The 13,181-nt window shown below is 45.5% G+C and carries 10 protein-coding genes; 8 read left to right on the forward strand and 2 right to left on the reverse strand.

Translation table 11 applies throughout. The features are described from left to right. Positions 1–100 precede the first annotated feature (100 nt). A complete protein-coding gene (locus AACT19_RS02845) occupies positions 101–577 on the reverse strand; it encodes a hypothetical protein (RefSeq protein WP_004729970.1) in 477 nt (158 codons plus the stop codon). Positions 578–1,189: 612 nt separating this feature from the next. On the opposite strand from AACT19_RS02845, the gene AACT19_RS02850 reads away from it, so the two are divergent. The 8 genes from AACT19_RS02850 (at position 1,190) to AACT19_RS02885 (ending at position 11,728) form a co-directional block, all read left to right on the forward strand. Further along, positions 1,190–2,398 (forward strand): NupC/NupG family nucleoside CNT transporter, encoded by a 1,209-nt coding sequence (locus tag AACT19_RS02850; protein WP_076645096.1) that lies wholly within the window; start codon positions 1,190–1,192, stop codon positions 2,396–2,398. Between the two features lie 338 nt (positions 2,399–2,736). Continuing rightward, entirely contained in the window at positions 2,737–3,006 is a 270-nt protein-coding gene (locus AACT19_RS02855) for a hypothetical protein (RefSeq protein WP_004729977.1), read from the forward strand. A gap of 113 nt (positions 3,007–3,119) precedes the next feature. After that, entirely contained in the window at positions 3,120–4,553 is a 1,434-nt protein-coding gene (locus AACT19_RS02860; protein ID WP_076645098.1) for a TolC family protein, read from the forward strand. Next, complete coding sequence (locus tag AACT19_RS02865) at positions 4,550–5,788, forward strand: efflux RND transporter periplasmic adaptor subunit (RefSeq protein ID WP_076645100.1); 1,239 nt, start codon at positions 4,550–4,552, stop codon at positions 5,786–5,788. Before AACT19_RS02860 ends, AACT19_RS02865 begins: the two co-directional genes overlap by 4 nt. Before the next feature lie 2 nt (positions 5,789–5,790). Continuing rightward, entirely contained in the window at positions 5,791–8,997 is a 3,207-nt protein-coding gene (locus tag AACT19_RS02870) for an efflux RND transporter permease subunit (protein WP_076645104.1), read from the forward strand. A 153-nt stretch (positions 8,998–9,150) separates the two neighbouring features. Beyond that, positions 9,151–9,861, forward strand: coding sequence for a response regulator transcription factor (locus AACT19_RS02875; RefSeq protein WP_076645106.1), 711 nt, complete (start codon positions 9,151–9,153; stop codon positions 9,859–9,861). Next, complete coding sequence (locus tag AACT19_RS02880; RefSeq protein ID WP_076645108.1) at positions 9,858–11,111, forward strand: sensor histidine kinase; 1,254 nt, start codon at positions 9,858–9,860, stop codon at positions 11,109–11,111. Before AACT19_RS02875 ends, AACT19_RS02880 begins: the two co-directional genes overlap by 4 nt. Further along, positions 11,111–11,728 (forward strand): class I SAM-dependent methyltransferase, encoded by a 618-nt coding sequence (locus AACT19_RS02885; protein ID WP_076645110.1) that lies wholly within the window; start codon positions 11,111–11,113, stop codon positions 11,726–11,728. The genes AACT19_RS02880 and AACT19_RS02885 overlap by 1 nt, the downstream gene beginning before the upstream one ends. Before the next feature lie 145 nt (positions 11,729–11,873). Here AACT19_RS02885 and AACT19_RS02890 read toward each other — a convergent pair whose 3' ends face one another. Next, positions 11,874–13,022, reverse strand: coding sequence for a DUF3541 domain-containing protein (locus AACT19_RS02890; RefSeq protein WP_076645112.1), 1,149 nt, complete (start codon positions 13,020–13,022; stop codon positions 11,874–11,876). Positions 13,023–13,181 lie beyond the last annotated feature (159 nt).

The raw sequence follows: 13,181 nt of genomic DNA on the forward strand, positions 1-13,181 counted from the left end.
AATTACGCAACAAAGCCTATCTTATTGAGAAAGGCAGGAGTAAATGTATTTATTTTTCGGAAGACAAATATTTAGAGGATTTGTGAAATAAAATAGATAACTAATCGTATCGACCGTAATCGGTAAGCATTTTCTTAAGCATACTATTGACGTCTTTGGTCTTTTTATTTCTTTTTGTTAATTGACTAAGAGAGGTTGGCTTTGGAGCCTCAGTTTTATCATTCTCAACATCTTCGACCTTATCTTTCATTTTTTGTACAGCGGGCAATAACATTCGAATTTCTTCGTTATTAGTATTGGTTAGTACCACAATATTTTCAGATTCAACTTGGGTAATGGTCAATATTCCATGCTTAACGGATTCAACCTTTTCACCAATCATAATTGATTCAGGTGCGACAGAGCGATCAGTTAACTGACCTGTACGTAATTTCGCCGCACTGATAGCGCGGATATTTCCGGTGTTTTCAAACGCGACAATAACAGTATAGGTATTATAATATTCAACAACTGTCACATAGCCATGTCTATTTGTTTTGAATTTAGCTCCATTGTTCATGTCGTGCGGAGCTTCCATTTTCTTCAAGTGTTTCCTCTCTTAGTCTCGATGGCTGTTATATCTAATCAGCTCTATTAGTATTTTATAGATAATTATTTGGTGAGATCACACAAAGTATATACGCATCTAAACTTAAGATGAATCTTGAAGTATCGGGAAATGAGGCAGAGCACAGAAAAGTAGTAAGAATCACACAGAATTAACCGAGTGATTACGCTCATACGTTTAAAGGCTTAACATTACAAATTCAACTTCATACAGGTTGTTTACAGTTTTTATGCACACAAATGACGATAAACACAGCGTTTTGTTTAATCCTTGACCGCGCGATCGTTTGCGTCAAAAAATGTGATGAAAGTCTCACTTAACTGTTTATACTTCTTTTCCGGTTTTAAGCCGGTGCTTAGCCAATACAAGCCGTCACATGGATATGTGAATGACCCCACGGACCGGACCAGCTACGTTCCACTGCTTGTATAAGGTGATTTTTACATGAACAACTCGTTGTTACAGTCGCTAACGTTGTTAGCTCCTTCATCGCGTAGCGTTTTGCTTGCGGTTCTTTGTCCTATTCCTTTGATGTCATTCGTTTGGCTCATGTTCACTCTTTAAGGATTACTAGGACACATTATGAATATTCTATTTGGTCTTGTCGGTGTTATTGCACTGATTGCTTGCGCATGTCTGCTATCTGAGAGTCGCTCTTCTATTAACTGGAAAACGGTCTCTCGTGCACTATTACTTCAAATCGGCTTCGCTGCTTTGGTGTTGTATTTCCCTTGGGGACAACTGGCGTTAACAAGCCTAAGCAATGGCGTTTCGAGCTTGCTTGGTTTTGCAGACGTTGGTATCGCTTTCTTATTTGGTGACCTGGCTACTGAAGGTTTCATTTTCGCGATTCGCGTACTTCCAATCATTATCTTCTTCAGTGCTTTGATCTCTGCGCTCTATTATTTAGGCGTTATGCAGAAAGTGATTCAAGTTCTTGGTGGAGCGGTGCAAAAACTGCTGGGCACCAGTAAAGCTGAATCTCTAGTTGCAACAGGTAATATCTTCCTTTCTCAGGGTGAGTCTCCTCTTCTTATTCGTCCCTTTTTAAAGTCTATGACTCGTTCTGAACTGTTTGCTGTAATGGCGGGCGGCATGGCGTCAGTGGCCGGCAGTGTGTTGGGTGGCTATGCAGGATTAGGTGTTGAGCTTAAATACCTAATTGCAGCAAGCTTCATGGCGGCTCCGGGCAGCCTGTTGATGGCGAAGATCATTGTTCCTGAGCGTAGTACTCCGAGTGACTACGACCACATTGAGCTAGATAAAGCTGACCAAAGCAACGTGATCGATGCATTGGCAAGTGGCGCAATGAACGGTATGAAGGTGGCGGTCGCTGTCGGCACTATGTTGGTTGCATTCGTGAGTATGATTGCAATGGTGAACACGGGTTTAGAAAGTCTAGGCGAAATGTTCGGTTTTGCGGGCATTACCCTGCAAGCTATCTTCGGTTACCTATTCTCGCCTCTTGCATGGTTAATTGGTATCCCGAGTGATGAAGTATTAATGGCAGGTTCTTACATCGGTCAGAAGATCGTAATGAACGAGTTTGTTGCTTTCATCGACTTCGTTGAGAACAAAGCTCTGCTGTCTGAACATAGCCAAGTGATTGTGACTTTTGCATTGTGTGGTTTTGCCAACATTGGTTCTATCGCGATTCAATTAGGTTCGATTGGTGTTATGGCACCAGAGCGTCGTGCAGAAGTGGCAAACTTAGGTTTGAAAGCGGTAGCGGCTGGTACGTTAGCAAACCTAATGAGTGCATGTTTAGCGGGTATCTTCATTCTGCTTTAAGCTAGATGAAGTTAAAGTAGCTAGATTCAATAAAAGCGCTTAAATTTAGTAAAAGCGGGTATCTTACTTACGGAGTTTACGTAAGAAGGGTGTCCGCTTTTTTGTGCCTGCTCGTTAGGTTGATTGAGGTTCTAGTCACCACTTCTCATTGTTCTGCAGTGTGTTAGGCTCACTCGGAAGAGTAATAGAGCAAGCTCCTTTTATCCGATATACTTGAATATCATCAGGTTGCGATTAATATCGTTCGGTTTCGATTAAGAACATTCGATTTCGACTAAGCACATCCGCTTTCGACTAAGAATAATGGCAACCAAGTCCAATAAATCAAAGGTCTCCCCATGAACATGCGCGTTCTCATCGGTCTTATCACTGCCTTTATCGGCTTGTTTGCGATGGTTTATCTTATTGCTGGTGGTACTCAGTTCCCTATCTCTCAGTGGCCGCAAGAGGCTTACCACGGTTTAGTCTTCAGCATCGTATGGGGCACTGGTGTAGCCGCATCGGTGGGGCATTTCTTCTCGGCATTGGTGTTTGTGACTATTGCAGTGGTTTGCTATGCGATTGGTTATAAGATCGGTGGGCTCTTCTCAAGCAAATCAGAAGCGTAAATTAGAAGTTTAAACGTACGCTCTATGCATTTTCTTTAGGGTTAACGTTCGCCTTAACCCTCTCTTAACCCCCGACTCGTTATCTTGTCTCCATTCTTACAGGAGACAAGAAGATGAAATTGAATCTTCCTTTAAAACATTCCCTTATTTCACTTGCTCTAATCGGGTTGATCGGTTGCACGACAACCAGTCAGGCTGACTATGTTTCGCTAGCTGAGCAAAGCACTAATCAGACACAACAAAGCTTACTCGCAGAGCTGATTCAACAGGCTTCTAGTGATCAAACGTCTACTAAACAAGATCTAGACGCTGAGAATCTACAACTCACCGATTTAGTGAATGCGCCGGAGCTCGATCTCTATATCGAGCGCGCTCTGCAGAACAGTCCAAGCCTTCAACAAAGCATCACTGCACTCAAAATTGCCTATGCACAGCAAGGTGTGACGTCTGGCGACCGCTTACCAACCGTCGATGCGAGCTTTTCTGGTCAAGCTGATGAAGGCACTAACGGCTCAAGCACCACTGAAACCTATACCACAGATGTGACGGTTGGTTGGGAGCTCGATCTATGGCAGAAGCTGGCAGACACAAACAACGCCGCGTTAAAAGACATTGCGACGTCTCAAGCTAACCTTCAGGGCGCTCAAGATCTTTTGGTCGCGAGTGTGATGAGAAGTTGGCTTGATATCAGTTTGAAGCAGCAGCTTGTCGATATCGAATCGCAGCGTTTGGTGATTCTAGAAAATAATGAAGAGCTGGTTTTAGAACGTTATCGCGCAGGGCTAGGTAGCCTTGAAGAGCTAGATAACGCCAAAACGAGCAGCGCATCGACTCAAGCAACCTTAGCTGATTACCGTGAGCAGCTTGCACAAAGTCGACGTGAGTTGGTTTTGTTAACAGGGCAATGGAGTGGGGAGTCTGATGAAGCATCTCTTGCTGAGCTCGGCTCATTCCCAACCATCATTAATCCGCTAGAAAACATGCCGACACAAGATCTAGCAGGTCGTCCCGATCTTCAAGCGGCTTTCTTTAATATCGAAGCAGAAACTCTGCGCGCTGACGCGGCGTATAAAGCGATGCTGCCGTCGATCAGCTTATCTGCAAGCCTAACTAATATGGCGGATTCTCCGAGCGAAGCGCTGCTTACCGGGCCTTTGTGGAGTGCGCTTGGCCAAGTGTCAGCACCATTGTTTCAAGGTGGCAAGCTAAAAGCACAGGCAGAAATTGCTGACCTAACCACAGAAACCAGCTACTGGGCTTACCAAGAAACACTGCTCAATGCGGTGAATGAAGTGGAAAATGCGATGGGGCAAGAGTCGTCACTAACACTTCAACAGCAACATCTAACGAATGCCTTGGTGAGCGCACAACGCAGCTTCACCAGTTATGAAGAGAAATACCGCCAGGGTTTGGTCGACATTTTTGATCTACTTACTGTTCAGCAACAAACCTATGACCTTGAAGCGCAGTTAACACAAACTATTTATAACCGTCTCGTAAACCGAATTGATTTAGGCCTAGCTCTGGGCTTGGGAGTATCTTCATGAAACTGAACACCATCACAATTGCAATCACCCTTGTTGCGGGTTCAAGCATTTTTGCTGCCCTTGCTTACAACGGTTCACAAACAGAGCCTACGCCCCAAAAGGCGAATCAATTGACGGTTTCAGAGCCTCAGACGCCTGTTGAAACTACGACTTTACCTGCTTCACAACAACAGCAAGTGTCTGTGGTACTAGCCACTCTCGGTGACTATCAAGCCGAAGTTGTGGGTTATGGCGAAGCGAAATCGCGTTACGAATTGATGTTTTCAACGGAAGTAGGCGGTCGAGTAGAAACGCTCAGCTCGCAGTTTGAAACCGGGCAAGTTATTGGCCAAGGTGACGTGATTGCCAATATCGATTCGACCAGCTATCAACAAGCGGTAACCCAAGCCAAGGCGAATGTGGCTCAAGCTCAATTGGATTTATTGGAAGAACAGAGACAAGGCGAACAAGCTAAGTCTGAATGGCAACGATCTGGTTTGTCTGGCGAGCCGGATTCACCTTTGGTGTTGCGTGAACCGCAACTGGCACAAGTAACAGCTGCCTTAGAGAACGCCAAGCTTGAGCTGGTAAAGGCTGAGCAAAACCTCGAAAAAACAACCTTGGTTGCCCCTTTTGATTCGTTGGTCGTGAGCCGTGATGTTCAACCGGGAAGCTACGCACAAACGGGCGCTCAGATAGCCACGTTATACAGCGTTGATGAGGTTGAGGTCTCTGTTCCTTTGTCTGAAAGCCAATGGTTGAGCTTACCAAACAGCGATAACTCGCAATTGAAAGAGCAGCCGTGGCCAGTGACTCTGTCGAGTTCTGATGGTCAATACCAGTGGCAAGGTTATGTCGAACGAGTAGAGCAGCACTTACAGCAAGACACACGTCAGCGCTCATTGATCGTGAAGGTCGATAACCCTTTGGAGCAAGAGAAAGATCTTTATCCAGGCACATTCGTACAAGCAACGATCTCGGGTAAGCAGTTAACCCAATTATGGGAGCTTCCAGCCTCAGCACTTTCGCAGCAGGGTGACCTGTGGTTTGTAGACGACAACGGTCTGCTTTCTAAATCAAACGCGAATGTTGAGTTTGAAAAGGGCGGTTTGATTTACATCGACCCAACCAAACTGAGCAACTCCACCGAGCTAAATAGCCTTACAGAATCAAATAGTGACAGTGTGCAAGTGGTCAAGCGTCCATTAAGCAGCTTTAAATCAGGCATGGTTGTGCTGGCTAAGGCAGAGGGTTAGTTATGTCTAACGAGCTGAAACCTAATAACCAAGCGCACTGTGATCACCAAGTGCACAGTAACCAGACGTCGAGTAAGTCACATACTGGCGTAATCGCGTGGTTTGCTAACAACTCTGTGGCAGCGAACTTACTGTTAGTGGGCGTGATCATCATTGGTGTGTTGTCGCTTAACACGTTACGTAAAGAAGCATTCCCGAGCCTAGAACCCGATGTTGTCACTGTTTCAGTGACTTATGACAGTGGTGACCCTGTTCAGGCGGAAGAAGGCCTTGCGATTAAGATTGAAGATGCGTTAGAAACCGTACCGGGCATTAAGCGTATTACATCTACTTCTGATGCGAACGGAAACCACGTTTCGATTGAGAAAACGAGCACCTATGACCTTGATACCCTGTTAACCGACGTTAAAACTAAGGTTGATGCGATCAATAACCTGCCTGCGGGTGCTGACAATCCTGTAATTGATAAGGCTCGCATGCAAGACCACGCCTTATGGGTACAGCTTTATGGGGACGCAGATCGAGCAACGTTACAGAGCTTAGCCGAGCAACTTAAGTCGGACTTACTGAGCCAATCGGCGATTCGTGATTTGGAAATCAAAGCCAAAGCCGATCCTATGATCTCGGTTGAGGTTGATGAGAACAAGCTCCAAGCTTATGGATTAACACTGACTGACGTTTCTGAAGCGATCAATGCGGAATCTTCTGCAGCTATCTCGACCAGCCTTCGCAATGGTGAAAAAACGGTTCGTTTGAAGGTATCTGAACAGGCGTACGAACTGCAAGATTTCAACGCGATTCCGGTGATGACGACCACTGATGGCACTCAAATTACATTGGGTGACATTGCTAACGTTGAAGACATGTTTGCCGATGACACCTTCATGCTTTCTCGTTACAACCAACAGAATGCGATGGCGATTCAGATCGTAATGGATGAATACGGAGACGTCGTCAGCATCGTTGAACAGGCTCAACAAGTGGTGGAGCGCTGGGAAAACAGCAACATGCTGCCTAATGATGTCGAGATTGAAACTTGGTACGACAAAAGCACCATGATCAAAGACCGCTTGAGCCTGTTAGTGAAGAACGCGCTCACCGGTATCGCTTTGGTATTCATCGTGTTAGCGGTGTTTCTCAACGTGCGTGTCGCTTTCTGGGTAGCAGCGGGCTTACCGTTTGTCTTTTTTGGCACTATGTTCTTCATGACAGACACCTTTATGGGGCTAACCATCAATGAGATGACCACCTTTGGTTTCATTATGGCGCTCGGGATAGTGGTCGATGATGCGGTGGTGGTCGGTGAAAGTATCTACTCCACCCGCAAGGAAGAAGGCGACTCGATCGGTAGTACCATTCGAGGCACCATGAAGGTGGCATCACCGACCATATTTGGTGTGTTGACGACGGTTGTTGCCTTCTTAGCGCTAGCTAACGTTGAAGGTAACATGGGGCAGATTTACGCTCAATTCGGCACGGTCGTGACTATCTGTTTGTTGCTGTCTTTGGTTGAGTCTAAGTTCATTCTTCCATCGCACCTCGCACACATTAATACCAAGCGCAGCGATAAAAAGGGGCTGTGGGCTCGTGTTCAACATGCTGCCGATACAGGACTAGGTTGGTTTAATCAGCGCATCTATTGCCCTGTGATTGAATGGGCGTTGAAACTGCGTTACGCCGTGGTGATGGTTTTCTTGTCACTGCTTATCTTGGTGGCGGGGCTGCCAATGACTGGGGCGGTACGTGTGGCATTCTTCCCTGATATGCCGGGCGACACTGTGACTGCAGATATGTCGATGCAAAACGACGCGAGCTTTGGCCAAACACAACAAAACTTATTAGTACTTGAAGCCGCGGCAACACAAACGGATGAAGCTTTGAGAGCGCAATACGGTGCTCAAGATGAAGCATCGGAACTGCTGAGCCTTCAGGTTATCGCCGATGCTGATGATTCTGGCCAAGTTAAAATTGAATTAGACAGCGACAGTGTCTACACATCGAACGAGTTTGCAGATGCGTGGCAAGAGACAGTGGGCACGATGGAAGGGGTTAAGAAGCTCAAAATCTTGTCTAAAATGGAGATGGTCGACAACTTCAAAGTCGAGCTAAAAGCGTGGAATGAAGAATCTGTTACTGCGGCGGGCAATGAGTTCTTAACCAAGCTTCAAGCGATTGACGGTGTGAGTGGCATTGATCATAACTTGGATCTGGGTGAACCTCAGTATCGTTTCGAATTAACACAACAAGGTCGCGCGTTAGGGTTTGATACTGCAAGCCTTTCGCAACAAGTACTGCAAGCGTTTGGTGGTGATATTGTTCAGCAGTTCCAACGTGGTAAAGATGAGGTGAAAGTCCGTGTTCGTTATCCTGAATCGGATCGTCAAACCATTGCGGATATCAAGCAAGCGAGCGTGAGAACCAACGACGGCACCGTGGTACCTTTGAGCACAGTCGCTAAAGTATATTCTGATTACCAAGTATCAGAGATCACACGCATTGATAGCCAACGTGCTGTGTACATCAGTGCAGTATTGGACAAAGAGGTGGTTGCGCCTGCTGAGCTTGTTCATCAGTTGCAAGACACATTAGTACCCGATTTAGAAGCGCAATATCCGGGATTAACGGTCGACTTTGCTGGCGAAACGGAAGAGCAAGAAGAAACCGCGAGTTCAATGATGAGCATGTTTGTACTCGCCATGATTGCTATCTACACGCTGCTTGCTACCCCGCTGAAGTCTTACATTCAGCCTGTGATTATTATGACAGCGATTCCATTTGGTATTGTTGGCGCAATCCTAGGGCACTGGTGGAATGACTTAACAATCAGTATCCTATCGTTAAACGGCATTCTTGCGTTGAGCGGTGTGGTAGTGAATGACAGCTTGTTGTTGGTTTCTCGTTTTAACGAACTGATCAAAGAGCAGGGCAAGTCGGTCCACGATGCGATTGTTGAAGCGTGTTCTGGTCGACTAAGAGCCGTGTTACTCACATCGGTCACCACGTTCGCTGGTTTGACGCCACTATTAAGTGAAACGTCTCTGCAGGCTCAATTCCTGATCCCAGCAGCGGCGGCGCTAGGCTACGGCATTTTGTTTGCGACGTTTATTACATTGATTCTGACGCCTGCATTGTTAATGATTCAGTGTGAGATTAAGTCTCTGATCCTTAAAGTCACAAATCGAGTCAAAGGCGTTGAACAAACGGCTTAACAATAGCTAAGCTAATGATGATATTTAACGGGTGGATGCCGAGTTAGTCTTAGCAGCACCTGTTTAGGTTCATTACAGTCAAAGCTCCATAGCTAAGGCGTTACAGAACCGCGCATAACAAGCCACACAACAACTAAAATAGAGGTCGTCACGATGGCAGAATCCGTCACTAATAAACTCACAGATAAGCTTCAATTGCTTTTGGTTGAAGACGACCTTGATTTAGCCACTGCTGTTATTGATTACCTCGATTTAGAAGACATCCAGTGCGATCATGCCGCAAATGGTTTAGCTGGACTCAATCTCATAGAAACTAATCGCTATGACGCAGTAATTCTCGATCTCAACTTGCCCAAAATGAACGGCTTGCAGGTGTGTGAGAATCTCAGAGTACAGGGTATTGATACCCCCGTTTTGATGCTGACCGCACGTGATACGCTTGATGATAAGCTGACTGGCTTTTCAAAAGGTGCCGATGACTACTTGATCAAACCATTTGCGATGGAAGAGTTGATTGTTCGAGCTCAAGTATTGGCAAAGCGGCGCAGTGGTCAGGTTAGCCGCTTATCGGTGAGCGATCTCGAGATCGACCTTAAACAGCATCAAGCTTATCGTGCGAACTCACCTCTCAAGCTTTCCCCAACTGCGCTCAAAATTTTAGAAGTTTTGATGCGATCTAGTCCTAATCCTGTTTCACGAGAGACGATCATGCAGGGCGTGTGGGGCGACGACCAACCAGACAGTAACAGCTTGAAAGTACACATCTTTAATTTGCGTAAACAAGTGGATGCAGAACAAGACAAGAAGCTACTGCATACTATTGCGGGCAAAGGTTTTGCGATTAAGGAGTTACGACAAGAATGAAGATCAGACCAAGTTTAAGGATCTACGTCTTATTGGCGATTCTGGTCACTGGTGTGACGACGATTCTGGTTCTTTCTGCATTGAGCGTAAATTACTTTGTCTCTGGGATGGATATCGCTATGCGTGGCTCTATGATTGCCCAAGCGCAACAAGATGCGGTGAAGCCGGGCAAGCCTATGACCAATCAAGAATTTACGGTGGCGACCCAATGGAGCGACTTGCCACAAGGTATTCAGAACAACCTTAAGCAGAACGAACTGCAATTCAACCGCATGACCAAAATGATCATTGGCAAATCTATATTCTCACCTCCCGAGAAAGGTTATTTCGCCATGAAGGTAATGAAAGGTGATGAGGTTCGTTATGTTTCTGCGGTGTTTACGCAAAGGCATGATCAATTTATGAAAGATGACGGGCTTCCGCACTTTGTGATGATTTTATTGACCGCATTGGGTGCGATTGTATTGTTTTTCGTTATCTTGGTTTTGGTGTTACGTAAGGTGGCATCGCCTGTTGAGCAGCTAAAGAACTGGGCCAAATCGCTAGATAAAGATAACCTCAATGAACCGACACCAGATTTTCACTTCAGTGAACTGAACACCTTGGCTCACATCATTCGTGATAGTTTGAGTTCAGTTCAAAACAGCTTAGAACGAGAGCAGAAATTTTTGGGTTACGCGAGCCACGAATTACGTACTCCTATTGCGGTCACAAGAACCAATAGTGAACTGCTAGAGAAGCTGATTCAAAAGGGAAAGAGCCCAGAAAAGCAGCTTGAAGTCATAGATCGAATCAAGCGCGCGGGTTTCACCATGACAGACCTGACAGAAACTTTGTTGTGGCTCACCCGACAACAAGACAAAGACCTGCCTCTGGAAAGCGTACATATTGGCGAACTGTCGCAACAGATTACCCACGATTTAAGCTATCTATTGAATGGTAAAGCGGTGGTTGTGAATCTTGAAAGCGACGACACACAATGCCAGTTACCAGTTGGACTAACCCGAATCGTGCTGACCAATTTGATTCGCAATGCTTTCCAGCACACAGGAAGTGGTACCGTGGATATCGTTCAAGTGGGTTCAAAAGTCACCATTGTTAACAACAACACTGATGGCACGGCAGAAGACAATCATTTGGGCTTTGGTCTAGGGTTAGAGCTCACTGAAAAGCTGCTTGCGCAATATCAATGGCAGTACCATAACCAAGAGCTGGCTGGTGGCCGTGAAGTGTGGGTGGATTTCTCGTAATGCACTGGCGTGATCGTTTTAAGGTGTATTGGTATCACCGAAAACAGACTAACCGCTCGAATGGCGATAAGGCCAAAGCTCTAGGTTGGACTAGTGAAGAGAGTCAATTGTGTCGCTTTGAAGTGATCGCTCGTTCAGCTGACTTCGAAAAGAAGCGTGTTTTAGATTTGGGTTGTGGCTATGGCGAGTTGTTTGAACTGCTCGACAGCATCTATCGTATTCAATCTTACACCGGCGTTGACCAACACGCAGGCTTTCTAAAGAAGGCGAAGAAAAACTACACAGAAGATCGTTGTCAGTTTTTGTCGGGTGACATGAGCAAAATGAAACTTGAGGTGCATGATATTGTTATCGCCAGTGGTTCACTGAACTACATCTCTCGTGATTCTGACTATCTGACAAACATGATTACTCGTATGTATGAATTGGCGAATCAGACGGTGATTTTTAATCTTCTCAATTCAAGCCAATATCCTTCACGTAATACCTTGATGAGTTATCACCCTCAAGGTGTCTATCGTTTCTGTAAAACCCTATGTGATGATGTCTCTTTAATAGAGGGCTACGCCGAAGGGGATTTCACGATAGTGATGAACAAAGCCGTGTCTGGGGCTTGATGTCGTCTTTGTTTTTATCTTTACGCAGGTTTTGATATTAACAACTTTTAATACGAGTACTGACGTAGCAAACAGTAAAAAGCCGCAGGCCTTGAAAGGTATGCGGCTTTTTGGGTTCTATGACCAACCTAGGCTAGGTATGCTGCTAGTTCTTCGGTGGTTGGTTTTTAATAAGTCCGTAAGGGATGTTAGTAAACACCTTAGGGTTGCCTTCATAGGTCGGCGCTTCATTCACTTGCTGCCAATCGAGTAGCATGATTGCTAGCACGTTACGGTGTTCACCATACTCAAGATCAAAATCACCAGTGATAGAAGGGATCATGCCTTGTTTCTCATCGATAGAAGCTTGAATCGCGAGCCGAGTTTTCTCGACAACTGGGTCATCCTCTAAACCTGCCAGTAAGAAGGTCAATCCAACCTCAGCAATCACATCCTCTTTCGCACGCAGCAGAATCGTATCGATGTTTTCTCTGAAGTAATCGTAGATCCATTGATGATCTTGCTCGCTCACTTGATGCTGATAGTACTCGGAATCGCCAAAGATGACGTGTGTCATGCCATAGAGTTTGTTGCCAAATTGCTGACTTGAAAGCTTCTTATCTTCATCGTCTGGATACGCTTTCTTGAAGGTGTCGACGAACTCATCAACGACATCTTGTTCACCCAGTTGGCGTAACCAGTAAACCTGATTCGCTAATTGAGCCGCCCACGCTTTCACCATGTCTTCGTTGGTCACGTATCGTGAGAAGTCATAGCGACGAATGATTTCGCGCAGCTTAGCATCGTTCTTGTGCTCTAAACCGTATTCATTAGCACGAGCCATTGAGCCAAGAAGATCAACACCAAGGTAGAGATATTCCGGCATGTGCTTGGTGATGTTGTAACGTCGAACACTGCGCTCATCGTTATCGCCAACATAAGAAGCAACGCGCTTCTCTGAGTAGAGTACGATTTGTTCCATGGTATGAACGTCATTCGACAGGGTGCTGAGCTTACTTGCCACTCGTGCCATGTCACTCCATACCGCAGCAGAATACTTATCGTCTAATGTTTGGCGATACATGCGCAGCCCGTAATGACCTTCTTTGAATGCAGGCAGAGTGTAAAGCTGGCTTTCGTAGGTCGTACGAATGAGGTCTGCAGATTGTTTGAAAGATTGTTCATGAGAGTTGAGAGAATCTGCTTGGGTTTGAATATTCGGTACATTTGTCGCCAGAGCGTTCTCTTGTGCGTGAACAGCGACCGTAACTGAGGCCGATAGTAATGTGCACAGTGTAATCGTTTTTAGCTTCATGTCGTGAGGTACCAAGCTGATTAATAGTCTATGTAAAATAACATCGATGAATCCTTTAATGTAAGGTTTGAGTCAATACAATGTAAGCTTTATAAGGTTCACTAACCCTTTTTGATTAATCAATTAGTATAACCAACAGACCTGAAGTGATGAATGGCA

Origin of the sequence: Vibrio sp. 10N.222.47.A9 (genome assembly GCF_963872585.1) — a bacterium.
GTDB classification, from domain to species: Bacteria; Pseudomonadota; Gammaproteobacteria; order Enterobacterales; family Vibrionaceae; genus Vibrio; species Vibrio splendidus.